This window comes from Rhizobium sp. BK512, from assembly GCF_014194915.1.
Classification (GTDB): domain Bacteria; phylum Pseudomonadota; class Alphaproteobacteria; order Rhizobiales; family Rhizobiaceae; genus Rhizobium.
The window spans coordinates 203218-226956 of record NZ_JACIAS010000005.1 but is presented as its reverse complement, the minus strand read 5'-3'; the positions used below and the strand labels follow the sequence as shown (position 1 = coordinate 226956).

The 23739-nt window shown below is 58.6% G+C and carries 22 protein-coding genes; 20 read left to right on the top strand and 2 right to left on the bottom strand.

The features are described 5' to 3' along the window. The first annotated feature begins 376 nt into the window (after positions 1-376). The 6 genes from FHX06_RS19050 (at position 377) to FHX06_RS19025 (ending at position 9161) form a co-directional block, all read left to right on the top strand. Positions 377-2320, top strand: a complete 1944-nt coding sequence (locus FHX06_RS19050; protein ID WP_029616415.1) for a PrkA family serine protein kinase — start codon at positions 377-379, stop codon at positions 2318-2320. A gap of 37 nt (positions 2321-2357) precedes the next feature. Continuing rightward, complete coding sequence (locus FHX06_RS19045) at positions 2358-3635, top strand: YeaH/YhbH family protein (protein ID WP_029616414.1); 1278 nt, start codon at positions 2358-2360, stop codon at positions 3633-3635. Beyond that, on the top strand, positions 3632-5197 hold the full coding sequence (locus FHX06_RS19040; protein WP_018114801.1) for a SpoVR family protein: 1566 nt from the start codon (positions 3632-3634) through the stop codon (positions 5195-5197). Before FHX06_RS19045 ends, FHX06_RS19040 begins: the two co-directional genes overlap by 4 nt. Positions 5198-5317: 120 nt before the next feature. Beyond that, entirely contained in the window at positions 5318-5749 is a 432-nt protein-coding gene (locus FHX06_RS19035; protein WP_018114800.1) for a hypothetical protein, read from the top strand. A 372-nt stretch (positions 5750-6121) separates the two neighbouring features. Further along, positions 6122-7768 carry an acetolactate synthase large subunit gene (locus FHX06_RS19030; RefSeq protein WP_183880465.1) on the top strand — a complete coding sequence of 549 codons (1647 nt, stop codon included), beginning with the start codon at positions 6122-6124 and terminating at the stop codon, positions 7766-7768. A gap of 1 nt (position 7769) precedes the next feature. Further along, the gene (locus tag FHX06_RS19025; RefSeq protein WP_183880462.1) at positions 7770-9161 is read left to right on the top strand and encodes an aldehyde dehydrogenase family protein; all 1392 of its coding nucleotides are present in this window, start codon (positions 7770-7772) and stop codon (positions 9159-9161) included. 28 nt (positions 9162-9189) lie between these two features. On the opposite strand, the gene mug is transcribed toward FHX06_RS19025, so the two are convergent. Then, entirely contained in the window at positions 9190-9735 is a 546-nt protein-coding gene (mug, locus tag FHX06_RS19020) for a G/U mismatch-specific DNA glycosylase (RefSeq protein ID WP_183880681.1), read from the bottom strand. Between the two features lie 283 nt (positions 9736-10018). On the opposite strand from mug, the gene FHX06_RS19015 reads away from it, so the two are divergent. The 13 genes from FHX06_RS19015 to FHX06_RS18955 all read left to right on the top strand — a co-directional run bounded on the left by FHX06_RS19015 (position 10019) and on the right by FHX06_RS18955 (position 21769). Continuing rightward, positions 10019-11344, top strand: coding sequence for an ABC transporter substrate-binding protein (locus tag FHX06_RS19015; protein ID WP_018114796.1), 1326 nt, complete (start codon positions 10019-10021; stop codon positions 11342-11344). 101 nt (positions 11345-11445) lie between these two features. Then, complete coding sequence (locus FHX06_RS19010) at positions 11446-12414, top strand: carbohydrate ABC transporter permease (RefSeq protein WP_183848609.1); 969 nt, start codon at positions 11446-11448, stop codon at positions 12412-12414. After that, positions 12411-13364 (top strand): carbohydrate ABC transporter permease, encoded by a 954-nt coding sequence (locus tag FHX06_RS19005; protein WP_112972340.1) that lies wholly within the window; start codon positions 12411-12413, stop codon positions 13362-13364. The genes FHX06_RS19010 and FHX06_RS19005 overlap by 4 nt, the downstream gene beginning before the upstream one ends. Next, positions 13361-13576 (top strand): hypothetical protein, encoded by a 216-nt coding sequence (locus FHX06_RS19000; RefSeq protein ID WP_029616411.1) that lies wholly within the window; start codon positions 13361-13363, stop codon positions 13574-13576. Before FHX06_RS19005 ends, FHX06_RS19000 begins: the two co-directional genes overlap by 4 nt. A gap of 3 nt (positions 13577-13579) precedes the next feature. Then, positions 13580-14677: an ABC transporter ATP-binding protein gene (locus FHX06_RS18995; protein WP_018114792.1), complete on the top strand. Its 1098-nt coding sequence runs from the start codon at positions 13580-13582 to the stop codon at positions 14675-14677. After that, entirely contained in the window at positions 14670-15677 is a 1008-nt protein-coding gene (locus FHX06_RS18990; protein WP_112972338.1) for an ABC transporter ATP-binding protein, read from the top strand. Before FHX06_RS18995 ends, FHX06_RS18990 begins: the two co-directional genes overlap by 8 nt. 47 nt (positions 15678-15724) lie before the next feature. After that, positions 15725-17365, top strand: a complete 1641-nt coding sequence (locus FHX06_RS18985; RefSeq protein WP_183880460.1) for a dihydroxyacetone kinase subunit DhaK — start codon at positions 15725-15727, stop codon at positions 17363-17365. Between the two features lie 46 nt (positions 17366-17411). Next, positions 17412-18002: a dihydroxyacetone kinase subunit DhaL gene (dhaL, locus tag FHX06_RS18980; protein WP_113147905.1), complete on the top strand. Its 591-nt coding sequence runs from the start codon at positions 17412-17414 to the stop codon at positions 18000-18002. After that, positions 17999-18400 carry a dihydroxyacetone kinase phosphoryl donor subunit DhaM gene (gene dhaM, locus FHX06_RS18975; protein ID WP_113212337.1) on the top strand — a complete coding sequence of 134 codons (402 nt, stop codon included), beginning with the start codon at positions 17999-18001 and terminating at the stop codon, positions 18398-18400. The genes dhaL and dhaM overlap by 4 nt, the downstream gene beginning before the upstream one ends. After that, complete coding sequence (locus tag FHX06_RS18970) at positions 18397-18741, top strand: HPr family phosphocarrier protein (RefSeq protein ID WP_112542433.1); 345 nt, start codon at positions 18397-18399, stop codon at positions 18739-18741. The genes dhaM and FHX06_RS18970 overlap by 4 nt, the downstream gene beginning before the upstream one ends. Beyond that, complete coding sequence (locus FHX06_RS18965; RefSeq protein ID WP_113212338.1) at positions 18725-20305, top strand: putative PEP-binding protein; 1581 nt, start codon at positions 18725-18727, stop codon at positions 20303-20305. Before FHX06_RS18970 ends, FHX06_RS18965 begins: the two co-directional genes overlap by 17 nt. A 1-nt stretch (position 20306) precedes the next feature. Then, positions 20307-20717: a hypothetical protein gene (locus FHX06_RS18960; protein ID WP_112972335.1), complete on the top strand. Its 411-nt coding sequence runs from the start codon at positions 20307-20309 to the stop codon at positions 20715-20717. 59 nt (positions 20718-20776) lie between these two features. Beyond that, positions 20777-21769, top strand: a complete 993-nt coding sequence (locus FHX06_RS18955; RefSeq protein WP_112542430.1) for a dihydroxyacetone kinase subunit DhaK — start codon at positions 20777-20779, stop codon at positions 21767-21769. Positions 21770-21839: 70 nt separating this feature from the next. Here FHX06_RS18955 and FHX06_RS18950 read toward each other — a convergent pair whose 3' ends face one another. Beyond that, on the bottom strand, positions 21840-22451 hold the full coding sequence (locus FHX06_RS18950; RefSeq protein ID WP_113212339.1) for a hypothetical protein: 612 nt from the start codon (positions 22449-22451) through the stop codon (positions 21840-21842). Positions 22452-22642: 191 nt separating this feature from the next. Between FHX06_RS18950 and FHX06_RS18945 the strand changes: the two genes are divergently transcribed. Beyond that, positions 22643-23722, top strand: coding sequence for an ROK family protein (locus FHX06_RS18945; RefSeq protein ID WP_183880458.1), 1080 nt, complete (start codon positions 22643-22645; stop codon positions 23720-23722). The last annotated feature ends 17 nt before the right edge of the window (positions 23723-23739 follow it).

Sequence of the window (23739 nt, the reverse complement as noted above, 5' to 3'; positions counted from 1 at the left end):
CTCAACCACTGCTGGCTTTCTTGCGGAGTTCTTGAAGGCAGCTGTCTTTTTTGGAAGGCGAGAAATTCTCGCTCCAGCGAATCAGGTGGCCTTTTGAGCGGCACCGACACATATTCGTGTCATCGGCGTGAAGGTGCGCGGCGTCCTCTTTTAAACCGCGCGCGAATAATACTCCCGGCACGGTCGCAAAGCTATAGAGGCTGTCAGATTTCGAGGATCAAATTGGCAAGTTACGCGCACTTTTTTGTGTAGCGATGCCGGAATGTCGACCATGTCTTATTTCCGCCGAGGAGGACCTTGATCTTTCGAAACATTGGCGCACCATCTTACTTAGCGAAGGCGAAAATCGCTGAGGCAGACCTTTATAGGAGGGCCTATGCTGAACAACTCCCTATTTGATGCGTTCACCCGTAACTACGAGTCTCGGCGAGAGACGGATATGTCTATAGCAGACTATCTTGCCTTGTGTAAAAAAGATCCGATGGCCTACGCCAACGCGACCGAGCGGCTGCTTTCGGCAATTGGCGAACCCGAAATCATCGATACCGCCAAGGATTCGCGGCTCGGCCGGGTTTTCATGAACAGGACCATCCGAACCTATCCCGCCTTCGAAGGGTTTTTCGGCATGGAGGAGACGATCGAGCGGATCGTTTCCTTTTTCAGGCACGCGGCCCAAGGTCTGGAGGAGCGCAAGCAGATCCTTTACCTGCTCGGCCCGGTCGGCGGTGGTAAGTCTTCGCTTGCAGAGCGTCTGAAGCAACTGATGGAAGTCAACCCCATCTATGTTCTCAAAGCCGGTGACGAACTGAGCCCGGTCTTTGAAAGCCCCCTCAACCTTTTTGATCCCCTAGCCATGGGGCCGATGCTGCTTGAAGAATACGACATCCCGACTCGTCGCCTCAGCGGTTTGATGAGCCCGTGGTGCCTTAAGCGGCTCGACGAATTCGATGGTGATATCTCCCGCTTCCGGGTCGTCAGGATTCAGCCCTCGAGGCTTCGACAGATCGCGATTGCAAAGACCGAGCCGGGTGACGAAAACAATCAGGATGTCTCGTCGCTGGTCGGCAAGGTCGATATTCGCAAGCTCGAGCACTATTCGCAAAACGATCCTGATGCCTACAGCTATTCCGGCGGTCTCAACCGTGCCAATCAGGGCGTGCTGGAATTCGTGGAAATGTTCAAGGCGCCGATCAAGATGCTGCATCCGCTGCTGACGGCGACGCAGGAAGGCAACTACATGGGCACCGAAAACATCGGTGCGATTCCCTTCTCTGGCATCATCCTTGCCCATTCGAACGAAGCGGAGTGGCAAACCTTCAAGGCCAACAAGAACAACGAGGCCTTCATCGACCGCATCTGCGTCATCAAGGTTCCGTATTGCCTCAGGGTGATTGAGGAACAGAAGATCTACGAAAAACTGATCGAAGGATCGGAGCTAGCCGATGCGGCATGTGCACCGGCGACATTGGAGATGCTGGCTCGTTTCTCCGTGCTGTCACGGCTTCGCAAGCATGAGAATTCCAATCTTTTCTCGAAAATGCGCTCCTATGACGGCGAGAGCCTCAAGGAAACCGATCCGCGTGCCAGGAGCGTGCAGGAATATCGGGATGCTGCCGGCGTCGATGAGGGCATGGACGGAATATCGACACGTTTCGCGTTCAAGGTTCTTGCGTCGACCTTCAACCACGACACGACGGATATCGGTGCCGACCCTGTGCATCTGATGTATGTTCTGGAACAGGCTATCCGCCGCGAGCAGTATGGCGAGGAGACGGAAAAGCGCTACATGGAATTCATCAAGGCTGAATTGGCACCGCGTTACGCGGAGTTCATCGGCAACGAGATCCAGAAGGCCTATCTGGAATCCTATTCCGATTACGGTCAGAACCTGTTCGACCGCTATGTCGACTACGCGGACGCCTGGATCGAGGATACCGATTTCAAGGACCCGGATACTGGTCAGCTGCTCGATCGCGAACTTCTGAACCAGGAGCTGACGAAGATCGAAAAACCGGCGGGCATCGCCAACCCCAAGGATTTCCGCAACGAGATCGTCAAGTTCTCCTTGAGGTCGCGGGCTGCCAATGGCGGCAAGAACCCTTCCTGGACGAGCTATGAGAAGATCCGGGAAGTCATCGAGAAGCGTATGTTCTCGCAAGTCGAGGATTTGCTGCCGGTCATCTCTTTCGGATCGAAGAAGGATAGTGAGACCGAAAAGAAGCATAGCGAATTCGTCTCGCGCATGGTGGCGCGGGGCTACACGGAACGGCAGGTTCGCCGGCTGGTGGAATGGTACATGCGCGTCAAGCAGGCGAGTTAGGTAGGCCGTCGGAGCGAGTACCCAGGTAGGAGCAAACATGCACATCATAGACCGGCGGCTTAACCCGCGCGGTAAAAGTCTGGAAAATCGACAAAGGTTTCTACGGCGTGCCAAGGACGCCGTAGAACAAGCGGTTAAACGGTCTTTGCAAAACCGCTCCATCCGCGATGTGCTTGATGGCGGTGAAGTCACTCTTCCAATCGGCGGCATGACCGAACCGGGTCTTCACCGGGGCGGTGGGGGAGTCCAGGATCGCATCCTTCCCGGCAATCAGAAATTCGTAGAGGGCGACTTCATAAAGCGTCCACCGGCATCGGGAGGCGGACGTTCGTCCGAGGCGGGGGAGGGCGACGGCGAAGACGGTTTCCGCTTCGTACTGACCCGAGAGGAATTCCTCAACATCTTCCTCGAAGACCTGGAACTGCCCGACCTTGCCAAGCGCCGGCTGAGCGAAACCGAGGAGGTGACACCGCAAAGAGCCGGTTTTTCCGTTTCCGGCTCCCCCTCCAACATTGCCGTCGGACGTACGACACGCCTTGCCATGATGCGCCGTCTGGCGCTTCATCGCCCGAAGGCGGAGGAAATAGAGGCGCTTCAGAAGCAGATCGACGAATGCGATGATGCGGAAGAACGCGTCGTACTTGAAGACAGGCTGAAGGCCTTGACGCTCAAGAGCAAGCGTATCCCCTACATCGACCCGCTCGACGTCCGCTACCGGCGTTTTGAGAATACGCCCAAGCCTGTCGTCAAAGCGGTGATGTTCTGCCTCATGGACGTTTCCGGTTCCATGAGCGAGCATATGAAGGATCTCGCCAAGCGCTTTTACCTGCTCCTCTACCTCTTCCTGTCGCAGCGTTACGAGAAGGTGGAGATCGTTTTCATCCGTCATACGGAAAAGGCAGAGGAAGTCGATGAGGAGACTTTCTTTTATAGCCCGGCGACAGGCGGCACGCTGGTTTCCAGTGCGCTGGCGGTGATGCGCTCGATCGTTGCTGCGCGCTTCGATCCGACGGAGTGGAATATCTATGCGGCGCAGGCCTCCGATGGCGACAACTCCTATTCCGACGGTGCTCTGACGGGGCAACTGCTGCAGCAGGAAATCCTGCCGGTCTGCCAGTACTTCGCCTACATCGAAGTCGGTGAGGAAGATGGAGATTCCTCGACGTCGAGGTCACCGCTCTGGGCGCTCTATCAGGAAATCCGCTCTGCTGCATTGCCTCTTGCCATGCGCAAGGTCTGCCGCAAGAACGAGATATTCCCTGTTTTCCACGACCTGTTTCAGAAAAAGGCTGCCACGGCAGGGGCTACGCCATGAAAATCAGCACGCGGCACAAGGAAAAGCTCCTTTTCGAAGGCGCTGACTGGGATTTTCCGACTCTGCAGCGCATTCATGATGCCTGTGAGGATATCGCGCTTGGCGAACTGGGGCTCGATGTCTACCCGAACCAGATCGAGGTCATCACATCCGAGCAGATGCTCGATGCCTATTCCTCGACGGGCATGCCACTCTTCTATCGCCACTGGTCCTTCGGCAAGCATTTTGCCCATCACGAGGCCTTCTACCGCCGCGGCATGCGCGACCTCGCCTATGAAATCGTTATCAACAGTTCGCCCTGCATCTCCTATCTCATGGAAGAGAATACGGCGACCATGCAGACATTGGTCATAGCGCACGCTGCCTTCGGCCATAACCACTTCTTCAAGAACAATTATCTGTTCAAGCTCTGGACCGATGCCGAGGGCATTCTCGACTATCTCGATTTCGCCAAGAGCTACATCTCCCGTTGCGAAGAACGATACGGAGAAGCGGCCGTCGAACGCACGCTCGATGCCGCACATGCGCTGATGTCGCACGGGGTGCACCGCTACGCCGGCAAGACCCAGGTGGACCTCAGGCAGGAGGAAAAGCGGCTGCAGGAGCGCCGCGCTCACGAGGAAAAGATCTTCAACGATCTTTGGCGCACCGTGCCGACCGGTAACAAACGCAACAAGTCAGACCGCGATCTCGAGCGCCGGCGTGCCGCGCTCGGCTTGCCGCAGGACAATATCCTTTACTTCCTCGAAAAATCTGCGCCTCGGCTCCATTCCTGGCAGCGCGAGATATTGCGCATCGTTCGCCACGTCGCCCAGTATTTTCACCCTCAGCGCCAGACCAAGGTGATGAACGAGGGTACAGCCACCTACGTCCACTACAATATCATGCAGCGCCTGCACGAGCGCGGTCAGATCAGCGACGGCAACTATTTCGAGTTTCTGAAATCGCACACCAATGTCGTGTTCCAGCCGTTGTATGATGATCGGCGGTTCTCGGGCTTCAATCCTTACGCGCTCGGTTTTGCGATGATGCAGGATATCGAGCGTATCGTGACGGAGCCGACCGGCGAAGACCGCGACTGGTTCCCGGATATTGCCGGGCGGGGCGACCCGATGGCGGTCCTGCGTGATATCTGGGCCAATTATCGCGACGAGAGCTTCGTCAGCCAGTTCCTGAGCCCAAGCCTCATGCGGCGGTGGCGCATGTTCCACCTCCACGACGATCCGGAGATTCAGGAAGGCATCCTGGTTTCCGCGATCCATGATGAGCGCGGTTATCGGCGTATTCGCCGGCAACTCTCCCGCGACTACGATATCGGTCATACCGACCCGGCGATTGAGATCGTCGACGTCGATCTTGCCGGCGACCGCAGATTGCTGTTGCAGCACCGAGCAACCAATGACGAGTTCCTGGAAGAGGAAGATCTGAAGCTCGTCCTGCAGCACCTTGCCGATCTCTGGAGCTATGACGTTCTGCTGGAAGAACTCGACAGCAAGGAGAGTATCGTCCGGAAGCACATCGCCCATCCTCGGACCTTTTCGAGACAAAGCGAATTCGCGTGAATGCGTGGGGGTAGACTTCTCAAGAGATCGGATTCTTCAAACGTGATTGGACAGGCAGCGTAGTTGGGATCAACGTTCTAGATGGGGGCGTGCAGTCTATTTTCCAAATAGGAGGCCGCCATGGAACAATACGCAGTCGATCAGCTGAAGGCTATAGCCAGGGTCAGCCGTACCACGCCACAATTGTCTCGGGCAGAGCGGTTGGGCCGGTGGGCGGAGCTCCTGGAAGACGATCCTGCGCGTTCGCTCGTTACCCTTCGGGAAACCGAATATCTCCCCCATGACCAGCGGATAATGATGCGGATCACCGGGTCTCCCATATCCGTAGCCTATGCCGATCCGGTTCTGCGTGCCGCCGGTCTAGAGGGCGATACCTATGGGGATGCTCAGAGCTTCTTTGATCTTAACGATCGCCAATTGCATGGGCTTGTCTGCTCCTGCCATTTTGGAGCACGGGTCGACGCTGGTATCGTCGCCCGCCATCTCAGAGCCGCCTCCATACCGGGCGTGAAGGGCATTCTGGCGCGCATGCGGCTGATGTTTACACGATAGGGACTGCCTATCGGCAACCAACGATCAGAGACCTGGCGGCAGCCGACCGGGAGATGGGGTGCGGCGCCTGGGTGCCGCGCTTTATCGCGGGCGGGCTACAAGCTGAACGCACCACCGGGCGGACAAATCCAAACCTCTTTCCGGCAGCCTGAATAAAAAATGCACGACGTCGAGGCGCCGCGCACGCGATGTACGCCGTTAATGGCTTGACGCAGTGAAACTCCAAACTCCGAGGGAGGGTTTGCGAGCATATCTCGCATGCAAAATCCGCATTGAGGGTGCGGTTGGTTCGGACGGTAAATCGGCCTATGTTCGGTGCCTCAAGTTCTCATCGCGTCGCTGACCGCGTCGTCAAAGCACAGGGCACCTTCCATGACCAAAGGCTCGGATCTCCTTATTGCGGCTCTTGAGAATGAAGGCGTGGAGCGTATCTTCGGCATTCCCGGCGAGGAAAACCTCGACGTCGTCGAATCCATCCGCAAATCCTCAATCCAGCTCGTGCTCACTCGACACGAGCAGGCAGCTGCGTTCATGGCAGCGACGTACGGACGGCTGACGGGCAAGCCTGGCGTATGCCTTACGACGCTTGGTCCGGGAGCGCTGAACCTGTCGACAGGAGCGGCCTATGCTCTTCTCGGCGCGATGCCGATGGTGATGATCACTGGCCAGAAAGGTATTCTTTCATCGCGGCAGGCTCGCTTCCAGATCGTCGACGTCATCGCATCAATGAAGCCGCTGACCAAGCTCACGCGTCAGATCGTCTCGCCGCAGATGATCCCGACTCTCGTGAGGGAGGCATTCAGGATCGCGCAGGAGGAACGGCCTGGTCCAGTTCATCTCGAACTGCCTGAAGACATCGCGGCAGAAGAGTGCGAAGATGTCGCGCTGGTGGCGCCGCATCAGCTTGAACTGCCGACTGCAAGTGACGCTGCGCTTGATCGCGCCGCTGAGCTGATTGCATCAGCCAAGCGTCCATTGCTCATGTTTGGAGCAGCAGCCTCGCGCCCTCGCTCCACGTCGGACATTGCCCAGTTCGTTATTCGAACGCGCATCCCCTATTTCACGACCCAGATGGGGAAGGGAACGGTTCCGGGCGGAACCGAGCTCTATATGGGCACAGCGGCCCTCTCGGAGCGCGACTATGTCCACGAGGCCATCGAGCAGGCAGACCTGATCGTCACGATCGGTCATGACACGATCGAAAAACCGCCGTTCATCATGGGTAAGGGCGGACCGAAAGTCGTCCATGTCGGATATCAGCCCGCGCCAGTCGAGCAGGTCTATTTTCCTCAAGCCGAGGTCATCGGGGACATGGGGCCTTCACTGAAGGCGCTCGCCGATCGCCTGGAAGGCAAGCTGCCGAACGCGCAGGCACTTCTTCACCTGCGGGAGCGAATTCTGGACCGCATTGCAGACCGGGCGACCGAAGGACGATTTACACCCCAGAGGCTTGTCCACGACATCCGGGAGGTCATGCCCCATGATGGCATCCTCGCTCTCGACAATGGCATGTACAAGATATGGTTCGCTCGCAACTATCGCACCAGGATGGCGAACACGCTGCTTCTCGACAACGCGCTCGCGACGATGGGAGCTGGCCTTCCGTCGGCAATGGTCGCTTCGATGCTCTACCCGGAACGACGGGTCATGGCGATCTGCGGCGACGGCGGCTTCATGATGAATTCGCAAGAGCTGGAGACTGCCGTGCGGCTCAAACTGAACCTTGTCGTTCTCGTCATCGAGGACGATGCCTACGGGATGATCCGTTGGAAGCAGGCCGTGGACGAATTTCCGGACTTCGGAATGACGTTTGGCAATCCCGACTTCGTCAAATATGCAGAATCCTATGGCGCCAAAGGATCTAGGGTCGACGATATCGGTCAGTTCAAACAGGTCCTCGAGGATGCGTTTAGGGGTGGGGGCGTGCATCTGGTCAATGTCCCCGTCGACTATTCGGAGAATGAACGTGTGCTGGTGAAGGAGCTGCGCGAACGGCTCCCGACAATTCTGGAGGCATGAGATGTCGGCTACCCTGAAGGTTTATCAGGCGTTTGATCGAGCGATCATCGCCGAGGTGCCGGTCGATGACGCCGCCGCACTTGATCGCAAGCTGGATATTGCGGCGAAAGCCTTTGCCGATCGCGACGGGTGGATGCCTGCGTATCAGCGCATGGCTGTCCTGAGAAGGGCGTCGGAACTGCTGCGCGACAACAAGGACCGTTTCTCCACGATGATTGCGCGGGAAGGGGGCAAGCCGCTGACGGACGCCATCATCGAAGTCACGCGAGCGATCGACGGGCTGATCAATGCCGCCGATGAGATCCGCAACTTCGGCGGCAAGGAAATCCCGATGGGGTTGACTGCAGCGAGCCTGAACCGTTTGGCCTTCACGACGAAAGAGCCTATCGGTGTTGTCGCGGCGATCTCGGCGTTCAATCATCCCCTCAATCTCATCGTTCATCAAATTGCGCCGGCCATTGCCGTCGGATGCCCGGTCATCGTAAAGCCTGCGGCAACGACACCCATCTCGTGTATCGAAATAGTGAAGCTGCTTTGGGAAGCCGGTCTGGACGAACGCTGGTGCCAGAGCTTCGTCACCGATGACAATGTGCTTGCTGAATCCTTCGCGACCGATCCCCGCGTCGCGTTTTTAAGCTTCATCGGATCTGCGAAAGTCGGCTGGTATCTCAAGAGCAAGCTGCCGCCCGGCACGCGATGCGCGCTTGAACATGGCGGTGCCGCACCGGTTATCGTTGATCGAAGTGCGGATGCGGGCGCAGTCGTCAATCCCATAGTCAAAGGCGGCTACTATCATGCTGGCCAGGTCTGTGTCTCGGTCCAGCGGATATTCGTGCACGACGATATTCTGGAGCCGTTCACCGAGAAACTTGCTGCCGCGGTCGCAGCCCTTCGGGTTGGCGATCCAACCCTCAAGCAAACCGAGGTTGGGCCGTTGATCCTGCCCCGCGAAACGGAGCGGGTTTCGAACTGGATCCGGGAAGCCGTCGATGCAGGAGCAAAACAGCTCGGAGGCGGACGTCTGTCGGAAACGACGCTTTTGCCCTCGGTCCTGCTCAATCCGCCGACGGACGCAAAAGTTTCGCAACTCGAAGTCTTCGGCCCGCTGACCTGCGTCTACGGTTACCGGAACCTCGACAATGCGATTGAGAGTGCCAATTCGCTGCCATATGCGTTTCAGGCGAGCGTATTTTCCTCCGATATCGCCGTCGCGCTCCGTGCGGCGAAACGTCTGGATGCCGCGGCCGTTCTCGTCAACGACCATACTGCGTTCAGAACGGACTGGATGCCGTTTGCAGGCCGCCGTCAGTCCGGTTACGGCATCGGCGGTATCCCTTGGACGATGCAGGAGATGGCTGATGACAAGATGGTGGTATTCAATGGAGTAAGCTAGTAGGCGTCGGCACGCTCGCGGATGGAGCTCAACCGATGCGTGGCTGGATTTCCGCTTTCAGATCGCGATAGCAGGCAGTCAGCCGATCGAAACCGAAAGCTCTGTTGAGCCCGCTGGGGTTCGGTAGAACCCAGGTGTTAGCGCCGGCGAACACCTCGCTCTGTCTTCCCCAGTCGCAGTCCGTCCGCGCGCTGATCGCCGCAAAGGCAGCCTTGCCGAGAAAGGCCAGATTGGCCGGCGCGAACTTGTTTATCTTCGCTTCGAGCAGCGGTGCTGCCCTTTTATAATCGTCCAGCCTCAATTCGCTGGCGCTCTTCGTGGCCCGCGAGACGGCAGCAGTGATGCCGCATCCATACTGGAGCAACTCCCGCTCTTCATCGGCGCGCAGGAGGCGCGACGTAAAGCCGGAAAGGTGCAGCACCCTCCAGAAGCGGTTGCTGGGCGAGGAGAAATTGTGGCCGTCCCGGACCGCTGTGAGCGCGGGGTTCAAGCCACAAAAGACAACCGACAGACCAGGGCCGAGTACGTCCGAAAGACCGGGCGCCGCCTGTTGCATATCCCCGCTGTGATCCATCTGCGCAGACACCAGCCGATTTCCTTTCAATTGATTGAGCATACCCGGCGCGTTTCCTCCTGCCCATAGCTTCGTCCTGACCTCAAGTCATCAAGCCACCGCCGGGCTGCATCGTCGCGGGATGGATGATTGGCTGCGGAGATTGTCGCTTGCAATGTTTATAAAAATGTCTATTACTAAACATATTGCTAAACATGAGAGTTGAGGAGTTCATGTAGGCAGTCTCTGAAATTGGTGGACTTGCATGTCGGCGGGGAGCCGGCTTTGGTTCTGGGAGGAACGTATGCAAAAGAAATCGAAAGCCCTTCTCGGGCTGGCCTCGGCATTTGTCATGTCGTCGGCGCTGCCCAATCTCGCAAAAGCCGATCAACTGACACTTTGCTGGGCGGCTTGGGACCCGGCCAACGCGCTTGTTGAGCTCTCGAAAGATTTCACCGCCAAAACCGGCACCGAAATGAAGTTCGAGTTCGTGCCGTGGACGAGCTATGCCGACCGCTTTCTCAACGAATTGAACTCTCACGGAAAGCTCTGCGACCTGATCATTGGCGACAGCCAGTGGATCGGCGGCTCGGCGGAAAACGGCCACTACGTCAAGCTTAACGACTTCTTCGACAAGGAAGGCATCAAGATGGATGACTTCGTGCCGGCGACGGTGGTTGGCTATTCGGAATGGCCGAAGAATACGCCGAACTACTGGGCGCTGCCCGCCATGGGCGATGTCGTAGGCTGGACCTATCGCAAGGACTGGTTCGAGCGGCCTGAATTGCAGAAGGAATTCAAGGAAAAATACGGGCGGGAGCTCGCAGCGCCCAAGACCTACGACGAACTGAAACAGATCGCCGAGTTCTTCCAGAAGCGCGAAATCGACGGGAAGACCGTGTACGGTGCTTCGATCTATACCGAGCGCGGCTCCGAAGGCATCACGATGGGCGTGACCAACGTGCTGTATGACTGGGGCTTCCAGTACGACAACCCTGACAAGCCATATGAGATGGAAGGTTTCGTCAATTCTCCCGATGCGGTGAAGGGACTGGAATTCTATAAGGCGCTCTATGATTGCTGCACTCCGCCCGGTAGCTCCAATGTCTACATGGTCGAATCTGCCGATGCTTTCAAATCCGGCCAGGTCGCCATGCAGATGAATTTCGCCTTCACCTGGCCTGGCCTCTACAAGGACGAGAAGGTGGGTGGCGACAAGATTGGCTTCTTCCCCAATCCGGCTGAAAAGAAACACTTCGCTCAGCTCGGCGGACAGGGCATTTCGGTCGTTTCCTATTCCGACAAGAAGGACGCCGCTCTTCAATATATCAAGTGGTTCGCCCAGCCCGAGGTGCAGGCGAAATGGTGGCAGCTCGGCGGTTATTCCTGCCTGAAATCGGTGGTGAACGCTCCTGACTTTGCGTCCAGTCAGCCCTATGCCCAGGCATTCCTGGACTCGATGGCGATCGTGAAGGATTTTTGGGCCGAGCCAAGCTACGCGACCCTTCTACAGGACATGCAGAAGCGCGTTCATAACTATGTGGTGGCCGGCAACGGCACCGCGCAAGAGGCGCTTGATGGACTGGTGAAGGACTGGACCGAAGTCTTCAAGGACGACGGCAAGATCTAGTGTCCGGCTGGATGCGCAAATTTCTTGCCAGAGTGGCGGCCCGGATCGCCAAGACTGCCGGGCCGCCACATGTGTCACATACGCAAGGACCAGGTGATACCTTGAACATTTCCTCTTCCTCCATGGTCGAGAAAGCTGCAGATGCGACTGCCAGGGCGACACCGACACCGGTTGCCCGCCGCGTCCGCGGACTGTCCGATCGAGCGATTGCCTGGGTGTTTATCGCGCCCACCATCATCCTGCTTCTCGCTATCAACATCTTTCCGCTTATCTGGGCGATCTACCTGTCGTTCACCAATTATCGCGCCAACCGCCCGAATGCCCCGGTCCAGAACGTTGGATTGGGCAATTACGAGCGGGTGCTGACCGATCCCGACATCTGGCAGGCGATGCAGACGACGGCGCATTTCGTCTTCTGGACGATCCTGCTGCAGACCGTCATCGGCTTTACGCTCGCCTATCTGATCGACCGCAAGTTTCGCGGCCACGCCTTCTGGACGACGCTGATCCTGATCCCGATGATGCTGTCTCCAGCTGTCGTCGGCAATTTCTGGCGCTTCCTCTACGAGCCGCAGATCGGTCTTTTCGCCTATGCCGTTTCCCTGGTCACCGGCATCCCCACAGCCGACATCCAGATGCTCGGCAGCGTATCACTGGCTCCTTGGGCGATCATCATCGTCGATACCTGGATGTGGACGCCGTATGTCATGCTGATCTGCCTGGCAGGTCTGCGCTCCATCCCCGATTATATCTACGAGGCAGCCGAAGTGGACCGCGCCTCCGCCTGGCGGCAATTCTGGTCGATCACCGTGCCAATGGCACTGCCGTTCATCATGCTTGCGGTGCTGTTCCGCGGTATCGAGAATTTCAAGATGTTCGACATGGTGACACTGCTGACAGGTGGTGGCCCGGGTTCGACCACCGAGGTTGCCTCCATCACCTTGAAGCGGGCCGCCTTCGAAAGCTGGGCAACCGGACGGGCGTCGGCGTTTGCCATTGTCCTCTTCGTTGCCGTGTTCGGTCTCGCCAACATCTATGTCAAGGCACTCAACAAGGTGAAGCAGCGATGAGCTCGGTTACCTCAGCCCATTCGGTCGTCGAGCCGAGCCCGACCAGCAAGAGGATTGCCGGCGCTATCGTGATCCTCTACGCCCTCATTACGATGATCCCGCTCGTCTGGATCTTCCTGACCAGCATCAAATCCCCGCCGGATTCCATCAGCTACCCTCCGAAGATCATCTTCCAGCCAACGTTGGAAGGCTATTGCAATCTGCTGACGACGAGAACGCGCCAGACGCCGGAATACATCGCCTCTCTTCCTGCACCGACCGGCACCTGTGATGAGGTGACCCGCAAGCGGAACATGGTCATTGCGGGACCCTCGAATTTCCTGCCGCGCTTTGTCAATTCTCTGGTGATTGCTTTCGGCTCGACCTTCCTCGCCGTATCGTTGGGAACCCTTGCCGCCTATGGATTTTCGCGCTTCAAGGTGCCGCTCGCCGACGACCTTCTCTTCTTCATCCTGTCGACGCGCATGATGCCGCCGATCGCGGTCGCCATACCGATCTATCTGATGTACCGCGAGCTTGGCCTCTCCGACACGGCGCTGGGCATGATCCTGCTCTATACGGCGGTCAACGTCTCGCTTGCTGTCTGGCTGCTGAAAGGCTTCATCGACGAGATCCCGCGCGAATATGAAGAGGCTGCGATGATAGACGGATACACCCGGCTGCAGGCGTTCTGGAAGGTCGTCCTGCCGCAAGCAACCACAGGCATTGCCGCCACTGCGATCTTCTGCCTGATTTTTGCCTGGAACGAATATGCCTTTGTCGCACTGCTGACCTCGGGTGAAGCCCAGACGGCACCGCCATTCATCCCGACCATCATCGGCGAAGGCGGTCAGGACTGGCCGGCAGTTGCTGCGGGAACGACGATCTTCCTGATCCCGATCCTCGTCTTTACCATCCTGCTACGCAAGCAACTCTTGCGCGGCATCACTTTCGGAGCGGTTCGCAAATGACCAATCTCATCGAGACTCCGCGCCCATCCTCCCGCCCGAAACGCCCCTTCTTTTTACGCAGGGGGCCTATGGAGAACATTGCGACCGCCCTGATTGCCATTGGTTTCCTCATGCTCTTCCAGCCGTTTTTTCTCATGCTCTATACCTATTCGCTGGTAACGCTGCTCGCAGGCACTGCCATGTTCATCATCGTCTCGAAGTTTCCGGAGTGAGCCATGGCGGACATCAGGATAGAACATCTCCGCAAGCAGTTCGGCAGCTTCGTGGCTGTGCAGGATTCGAGCTTCGTCATCCATGACGGCGAGTTCCTGGCTCTGCTCGGCCCCTCGGGCTGCGGCAAGACGACGACGCTGCGTATGATCGCCGGCCTGGAATTGCCGACCAGCGGCAAGATCTATCTCGACGGAGAGGACGTCACCTTCAACCGTGCCAGCGCCCGCGATATTGCCTTCGTCTTTCAGCTTTTTGCGCTCTATCCCCACATGAACGTGCGCAAGAACATCGGCTTTCCGCTGCTGTCGCAAGGCATGCCTAAGGCGGAAATCCGCCAACGCGTGGAAGAGACCGCACGGCTGCTGCAGATCGATCATATTCTGAACCGTTCCGTCTCGGGACTCGCGGGCGGCGACCGCCAGCGCGTGGCCCTCGGCCGCGCGATCGTACGCCGTCCGAAGTGTTTCCTGATGGATGAACCGCTTGGGACGCTGGACGCCGAATTCCGCGAGGTTATGGTCCATGAGCTGCGCGAACTGCATAACCGCATCCACGCGACGACGGTCTATGTGACGCATGATCAGCATGAGGCGATGGCCATGGCCGACAAAATCGCCGTGATGAACCACGGCGTCATCGAGCAATTCGGGACGCCGCAGGAAATCTACAGCAAGCCGGCCACCATGTATGTTGCCGATTTCATCGGCTCACCGCCGATGAATTTCATGCGCTTCACCTCAGGCCTCCGCAGCGGCGATCAATCCGTCTCGCTGCATGGCGTCGATGTCAGCATACCGGAGGTGCGCCAGGATCTGACGGAGACTGAATTGGCGCTTGGCGTCAGGCCGGAACACATCCGCTTCAGTGATACTTCCCCCTTGCGCGGCGCCGTCTACGGCAGCGAATATCTCGGAACCAATCAGGTGGTGGCGATCGAGACTTCGAGCGGCGTCATCAAGGCACGCGTTCCGGCGAACCGCAACTTCCGCATCGGTGAGACAGTTGGCCTTGAGTTCAATCCGGCCAAGCTTGCGCTGTTCGATTGCCAATCGGGCCGCGCCATCGCCTCGGCGCTTTATTCGGAGGAGCGTCATGGCTGACATCGCTCTCAAGGGCCTCAACAAGCGCTTCGGCGATACACAGGCTCTTTCTGATTTCAACCTTTCCATCCGCGATGGCGAGTTCGTCGTTCTGCTTGGGCCGACCGGCGCTGGCAAGACAACGACGCTGCGCCTCATTGCCGGCCTGGAGCGCCCAGACAGCGGTCGCATTGAAATAGGCGGTCGAAGCGTCGCAAGCGAAGCACCGGCCGAGAGGGATGTTGCCTTCGTCTTCCAGCAATATTCGCTCTATCCGCACATGACGGTCTACGACAACCTTGCGTTTCCGTTGCGGGCGCCGGTGCGCAGGCTGACAAACGAAGAGATCGACCGTCGCGTCCGCGAAATTGCGCGCATGGTCAGGATCGACCACAAGCTGGAAAACCGTTCGACGCGTCTGTCGGGCGGCGAAATGCAGCGCGTTGCAATTGGCAGGGCGCTGGTGCGCCGGCCCGCCATCTACCTGATGGACGAACCGCTGTCATCGCTTGATGCGAAGCTGCGTGCGGAACTGCGTCTGGAACTGAAACGCATCCAGAAGGAACTCGGCTCGACACTGCTCTACGTAACCCACGACCAGGTCGAAGCCATGACGATGGCGGACAGGATCGGCATTGTCTCGGAGGGAAGGCTGCTGCAAATCGGAACGCCCCGTGAAATCTATGGCAATCCGGCCAGCCTTCACGTCGCCGCGCGTCTGGGGCAGCCCCACATCAACCTTCTGCCGACCGATCTTCTTCCGGGCGCCAATCCGCCGCCGGGAACGAAGACGATCGGCGCGCGAACAGAGCATCTCGACATCCTTGTCGATCAGAATGCTGAAGCGAAGATCGATTGGATCGAACATCTGGGGGATCAGAACCACCTTCATATAAAGGTGCGAGATCACAAGCTGGTTACACTTGCCGATCCATATCTGGCGATCCGGCCGGGTGATCGAATAAGCTTGACGCTGCGCGATCCACTCTATTTCGATGCCAGCGGCCAACGCCTTGGATAAGCAACTGAAAGAAACGAACTCACTGGCATGAAAGACGGGTCCTCTCCATGAAACATTTCTTCAATCGCCGGGAAACCATCGTCACCGAAGCCCTGGATGGCCTGATCCAGACAAGCGGCGCCGGCCGTCTTGCCCGTCTCGACGCGTTCCCGGAGATCAAGGTCATCCTGCGTGCCGACTGGGACAAGTCGAAGGTCGCCATTATCTCCGGCGGGGGCGCAGGGCATGAGCCTTCGCATGCGGGCTTCGTCGGCAAGGGCATGCTGACTGCGGCAGTATCTGGCGAGATCTTTGCCTCGCCGAGCGTCGATGCGGTGCTGACTGCGATCCGCGCCGTCACCGGGCCCAAGGGCGTTCTGCTGGTCGTCAAGAACTATACGGGCGATCGCCTCAATTTTGGTCTCGCTGCCGAAAAGGCGCGCGCCGAAGGTTTCGATGTCGAGATGGTCATCGTTGCCGACGATATCGCGATCCCCGGTATCATCCAGCCCCGCGGCGTCGCCGGTACGCTCTTCGTGCACAAGATCGCCGGCTATCACGCCGAAGCAGGCGCCGATCTCAAGACGGTGGCGAGCCTTGCGACCGCCGCAGCGGGCAGCATTGTTTCGCTCGGCATGTCGCTGTCAACCTGTAGCGTGCCGGGCCAAACGCATGAGGATCGACTGGGTCCCAATGAAGGCGAACTCGGTCTCGGTATCCACGGCGAGCCGGGGGTCGAGCGCATTTCCTTGCAGCCGATTGCCAATCTGGTTGCGACCATGACCGAGCGACTGGCGGCGAAGCTCGATGCTGCACAAGATCATGCGCTGCTGATCAACAACCTGGGCGCCGTGCCACCGCTTGAAATGGGTGTCATCGCCAATTCTGTGCTGTCGTCACCGATCGCCAGCAGTGTTCGGTTGATCGTTGGACCGGCGCCAATGATGACCGCTCTCAACATGAACGGCTTTTCCCTGTCGCTCATTCGACTGGACGCCGAGCGTGAAGCCGCTCTTAGGGCCGCCGTCGAGCCCCATGCCTGGCCGCCCGCGACGGAGCGACACGAGATCGCTATCCTTGCCGCGCCGCAACGGGCGTCGACGCAAAGCGAAGCGGTACCCGCCAGCGATGATAGGGATAATCGTCGTCTGCTGACCGCACTTTGCGAGCATCTGATTTCGCTGGAGGACCAGCTTAACCAACTGGATGGCCGGGTTGGTGATGGCGATACCGGTTCCACTGTCGCAACCGGAGCCCGCAGCATCCTTACCCGCATCGACATGCTTCCGCTGAAAGATCCTGCCGCGACGATGGCCTCCATCGGTGAGATACTGAGCACGAGCATGGGCGGCTCCAGCGGCGTCCTTCTCTCGATCTTCTTCACGGCCGCATCGAAGTCCATGGCCGAAAAGGCGGATATCGCCGCTGCCCTGCTTGCCGGGCTTGATCGGATGACGTTCTATGGAGGCGCTGCTGTGGGTGACCGCACGATGGTCGACGCACTTTCTCCTGCGCTGGCGGCCCTTTCTTCAGAGGGTGTCGCAGCCGCGGCAAGGGCGGCAACGGCAGGTGCCGAGTCGACAAAAGCGATGCGACAGGCAAAGGCCGGTCGTGCCTCCTACGTTGGCGAAAGGGATCTCGAAGGCGTCCCCGATCCGGGTGCCGTGGCCGTGGCGGGTGTATTCGAGGTCGTCGCAACGCTCGTATGAGTTCTGGAGGCGGGAGGCTTAGGTGCTGGCAGAACCGGTTCTTCTCATGGGATTGATCGAAGCTTGCCGTGCGACGATCGCTGCAAACAGCGAGCACTTGTGCGCTCTTGACCGCGCCATTGGTGATGGCGATCACGGAACGAACATGCGGCGGGGCTGCGAAGCGGTGAGTGCCGAGGACGCCTCAGTCTCAACCCTTCCCTTGCCTGATGCGCTCGAGAAAATTGGCCTTACGCTCGTGATGAGCATCGGCGGAGCGGCAGGCCCGCTTTACGGAACGCTGCTTATGGAAATGGGCCGTGAGCTCCGTGCCGCAGAGGAAGAGAAAGACTTTTCTTCCGCACTGAAACAGGCGATCAACGCTGTCGCTCGTCGTGGCCGCTCGCATCCCGGAGACAAGACGCTTCTTGACGTTCTCTATCCCGTCCAGGACGCGCTCGCTCATCGATTGCCTTGGACGGACATTGCACGCCAGGCCGAACGTTCTGCCGAGCTGACCGCAGCGATGAGGGCCATGCGCGGGCGTGCCTCCTATCTCGGAGACCGGTCGATCGGCCATGTCGATCCGGGCGCCTCAAGTTGTGCGCTGCTGACAACTGCGATCTGCCGCTACCTCGAGGAGTACCGACCGGTATGAGTGGTAAAGGCCCCAATGTCGGGATTGTGATTGTTTCCCACTCGCCGCTTGTTGCGCGTGGTACTGCCGATATGGTGAAGCAGATGGTGGGCGACAGCGTGCCGCTTGCCTGGTCGGGCGGCAACAGCCACGGCGAGCTTGGAACGGATGCCCGCGGTATTCTCAAAGCCATCGAGGAGGCCTGGTCTGACGCGGGCGTCGCCGTCTTCGTGGATCTCGGGGGAGCCGAGACCAACAGTGAAATGGCGGTTGAGATGCTTGGCTTGCCGCGGTCGAAGCAGGTAGCGATCTGCAATGCGCCCGTCGTGGAGGGGGCTGTTATCGCAGCAGCCGAGGCTTCCGGCGGCGCATCGTTGACAAAGGTCGTTGCGACGGCAGAGGAGCTATCACCCTCATGAACGGTGGATTGCGCGTAGAAAGCCGCGAGGGTGAGCAGATGCACGCCAGCTGCCAGACGGAAGTCGAGGTCAAGCATGGTGTAGGGTTGCATGCCCGTCCGTCGGTCACATTCACCCGGCTTGCAAAATCGTTTCCCTGCTCGATCGAAGTCGCGATCAACGGGAGTGATGTCTGGCTGAATGGAAAGAGCATCATCAAGATCATGGGTGCCAGGATCCGCAAGGGATCGTTGCTCAGGATTCGCGCAGAGGGGATCCTCGCCGAGGAAGCGGTTCGCGCATTGAAGGGTCTCGTCGAGCGTAACTTCGATGAGGAAAAGAAGCATGGTCGCACCGCCTAAATTGAAAGCGATAGGCGCGTCGCCAGGCATTGCAGCCGGACCCGTCTATGTCGCTCAGCCGATCCCCGCCGTCGCGTCGCCGGCATCAAGCCTTTCCGGCCACGCAGCGCTAGGCGATGCCATCGACAAGGCTGTCCGCGAATTACGCGACCTTGCAGGCGGGACAGATCCCGAAAGTGGCGAGATCATCGAGTTTCAGATCGAAGTGCTGCAGGACCCGACGTTGATGGAGATGGTCGGTGCCCTGATCGATGCCGGCGAAAATATGGAATTTGCCTGGGTCGAGACACTCGATGACTATATCCGCGAGCTGGAATGCGCGGAGGAAGAACGTTTGCAGGCGCGTGCGGTCGACATTCTCGACGTCAAAAATCGCGTCCTTTCGATCCTTGCCGGGGCGCCGATCGACGACTTTCCCGCAGGCTCCATCTATGTTGGAAAGGACATGGAGCCCAGTCGGTTCCTGGCACATGACTGGTCGGCAGGTGGGGGTATCGCTCTTTATGCCGGCAGTGCCGTCGGCCACGTCGCCCTGCTTGCCAGGTCTCGCTCGGTGCCAATGGTCATTGGTGCCGGTCAATTCGCGACGGACAAGGGACAGCATATCGGGGTTGATGGCGATTCAGGTATCATCACGCTTCAGATAACCGAGCGGAGGGAGCAGTTGACCCCGCCCGAACAACGCTCGGTGGGCATGGCATCGATAGCCGACAACGGCACCTTGTGCACGGCCGACGGTTCTCCGGTCCTGTTGGCTATCAACGTCAACGCGCCCAACGAAATCGATGCGGTCGATGCTGCGACAACCGCCGGCATCGGGTTGATGCGCTCCGAATTTGCCCTGACATCGCTTGGGGACGCCGCAAACGAAGAAAAACAGTTCGAGATCTACCGCCGCCTACTGGATTGGGCAGACGGCCGGTCAACGACAATTCGCATGCTGGATATAGGCGGCGACAAACCGCTCGCCGGACTTGCCGAAGCACCATCGCTGCGCGGTATCCGTCTTCTGCTCGCCCGGCCGGAGATCGCACGTGTTCAAGCCCGCGCGCTGCTACGCGCGGCAGTTTTCGGCAATCTTCATATCATGCTGCCGATGGTGATGTTTCCATCCGACGTCGACGATATCAGGCAGATTTATCGTGAAGAGTCTGGCGAGCTTGCTCGGCGAGCCGTCCCGCATCGCATACCCCCGATCGGGATGATGGTAGAGGTTCCGGCGGCCGCGCTCATGCTGGATGAGTTCGAAAGCGCTGACTTCTTTTCGTTCGGGACGAACGACCTTGCACAATATCTCGTCGCATCGCCACGTGAGGATGCCGACTTCGCGCGTTATCAGGTCAAGGCGGTGCCGGTCGTACTGCGTCTGCTGACTCAGGCTATAAAACTCGCCGGGAGCAAACCGGTCAGCATCTGCGGCGACATGGCGGGGGATCCGTCCCTCACCGCGAACCTGCTTGCCGCAGGCATACGGCATTTTTCCGTGGCGCCTGCTCAGCTTCCCGCGATAAGATCGGCAATCGTCAGCCTGAGGGCAGATGGGACAAAGGCAGCCGGAGAATAGGATGGCGCGCGAAGACACGGAAGACGCCATTATCGCCTATAAGTCCATTCTGGCGCAAATCATTGACAACAGGCCTTCCGGAACACGCCAGCGCCTTGCGACGGAACTCGGCAAGCATCGCAGTTTCGTAACGCAGATAACAAGCCCGACCTATGCAACGCCGCTTCCTGCCCGACACCTCGCCACGATCTTCCGGGTGTGCCATTTCAGTGTCGCTGAACAGGAGCGCTTTCTGGATGCCTATCAAGCGGCACATCCGGGCAAGCTGCCGGAACTTGGCGCCTCGGAAAAACTGCGGCACCTTTCGCTGATGGTGCCCGATTTCGGCGACGAGAGACGCAACCGGCTGCTTGAGGAGGCGATTGCGGATCTGGTGCAGAAGATCGCAGCAATTTCTGGGCTGCCGGATTAAGCAAGCCCTTGTGGCACATGCAAAATGATTGGCATGATCATCGCCTTGGGAGGGGCTTGATGAAGAAATTCATGAACACAGCAGAGACTATGGTCGCCGAGAGTATCGAAGGCTTCGTGCGCGCCCATCAGGAGTTCGTTGTGTTCGGCGCCGGCCGCAAATGCATACGCCGCCGTGAGCTGGTTCCTGGCAAGGTCGCCATTATTTCTGGCGGCGGGGCGGGCCATGAGCCGATGCATATCGGCTTCATCGGTCGCGGCATGCTCGATGCTGCCTGTGTCGGATATATTTTCACATCGCCCACACCGAGCCAGATCGTCAGTGCGATAGAGGAAGCAGACACCGGTGCTGGCTGCCTGCTCGTCGTCAAGAACTACGATGGCGACGTCATGAACTTCGAAATGGCGTCAGAAATGGCGTCAGACCGGCATAAAATTGAAATGGTCCTTGCCTGCGACGACATCGAAACGACGAGGGGCGGCGACGGTCGTGGGCGACGCGGGGTCGCCGGTACGCTTATCACGGAAAGGCTGCTTGGAGCGGCTGCCGAGCAGGGTCGGTCCCTTTCGGAACTGAAGGCCTTTGGCGACAGTCTCTCCTCACGCATCCGGTCGATGGGCGTTGCCCTGACCGGCGTCGCGGTGCCGGACACCCAGCGCACAACATTCGCGCTCGGGCCGAACGAGGTGGAAATGGGCGTTGGCATTCATGGCGAGCCTGGCCATTCAAGGGAGCGGTTCTCCAACGCTGACACGATTGTCAGGTATCTGAGCGAGACGATTCTCAGCGATATCAACCGAAGCACAAACAAAGCATTGCTTCTCGTGAATGGACTTGGCGGCACACCGCCTGCCGAACTCTATCTCGCCTATAATTCTGCGCTTCGCACCATGTCGGAGTACGGTCTGCAGGTCGAACGCTCGCTTGTTGGCACCTATGCGACCTCGCTCGACATGCAGGGCCTTTCCATCACGCTTGCCTTCCTCACGGATGAGGAGTTTTCGCTATGGGATTCGCCCGTTGCCACCGCTGCATTGCGCTGGAGGTGCTAAGCATCTGGTGAGCAACCGAGAAGGCGCCGCCCACTTGCTCAGGTCGAGAAAGTTCATTCGGAGTGGCGTTTTATCGGGAACTGGACCCTTTCCTGTCGTCCGGGCTCTTCAATGCGTATTCAACGGTGTAGATTCGCACGCGAGGGCGGCTTCCATCTCCCGCCTCGCCGAATTTGAGCTTCTCGGTGATGACAGGTACAACCTCGTTGCCTCGACCTTTGCCGATAAGCGAGGCGGCGACATCGCCATCGATCACCGTGGGCGGCTCCTGCAGTTCGTCAAGGTAGGCTTGTGTGTCGCTCCAGCCTTCAGATCGCCACGTCTCGATGCGCTCGTCGAGATCGACAGCGCCTGCGTCCTCAAGAATGTCGAGCGCGAGTTCGTGCCGGTCAGGTGCCAGCCCGCGCACGGTCAGCACATGGCCGCCTCGTCGGATCCCCTCGCTGTAGATCGCTTGGTCGGCTTCTGGGAACAGAAAATCTTCGAGCTTGTGTGACGGGCCATTTTTCTCGTCAGCGTTTTGCGTTGCATTTTCCGCCTCTGCGATCAGGCTGATGCTTGCCTGCGGAATGCCGGCCGCCCTCAGACTCTCAACTGCCTGTGCGGCGGCGCCTCGATCATCAAAGAGCGATGTCAAAGTCAGGGACCGGTATGGGCTTTTGTCGGCTTCGCTTTGCGTCATCGTTTTCCACTCCTTGACCTGACCTGCATCATGCAAAATCCCTGGATGACCATAGAGTTCCGGATAGAGCCGGTTTCGTTCGATCGCGGTCGATTATCCCCAGCGGTTCGGACGTTCGTGGAACCTCTCTCATTGACCCCGCGTTACACTGTCCCATCCTTTGCGGTTTCTGCCGACGTCGAGGTTCATCGATGCCAAGAGCAAAATCTGAAAAGCAGACCCGGACGGCGCCGCTGGTTCACGGCGCCGCCGAACTGTCGTCGGTCATCGTCGACGGCCACAGCTCTAAACTGCGCGGCAAAAATGGGTTTCTGGGCGACGACGCCAACAAGAAAACCTTCCAGTTGAAGCTCGAAGAGCTCCGTAAACTGATGCGCATGGACGGGAAGGATCCGCTGGGGCGGACACCGACGAAAGAGCTCTCCAAGAAGAAGATCGATGCTTTCCTGTGCGGTGACGATGTCGGGGCGGTCGCCATCGTCATGGCTGCAATCGAGGGCTTTGCGCAGGATTTTGCTGCTGTGATCGAAAAATTTCTCAAAGACAGCGCTTGGTCGAAAACCGAACGGATCGTTGTCGGCGGTGGATTCCGGCAGGGGCGTGTCGGCGAATTGGCGATCGCCAGGACGCAGATCCTGCTCAACGCGTCGGGTCTCGGCGTCGAGCTTGTCCCTATCGTCCATCACGCGGACGAAGCCGGTTTGATCGGTGCAGTCTATCTCATGCCGGACTGGATGCTGAACGGCCACGAAGCGATCCTGGCTGTCGATATCGGTGGCACCAACGTGCGCGCCGGCATCGTCGAGTTCGGCAAGGGGAAAAGCCGGGATCTTGATGAGACCCATGTGCGGAAATCTATCCTTTGGCGCCATGCCGATGACGAGCCCAGTCGTACCGCCACCATTTCCAAGCTCGCCTCCATGATCGAGGAGCTCATAGGAGAGGCGACAGCCTCTCAGCTGAGGCTTGCCCCGCTGATCGGTATAGGATGTCCCGGAGTGATTGAAGCCGATGGTTCGATCACGCGCGGTGGGCAAAATCTGCCCGGTGGAAACTGGGAAAGCGATCACTTCAATCTTCCGCTCGAACTTAAAAAGGCTATTCCGCAGATCGGCGGCGATGACACGTTCATCATGATGCACAATGACGCGGTCGTGCAGGGGCTTTCTCAGATGCCGCAGATGAAGGACGTTGCGAATTGGGCGGTCCTCACGATCGGCACCGGCCTCGGAAACGCCCATTTCACGAATCGGACGCGTGAGAAGAAGTAGCGGGAACGGCTGGATGC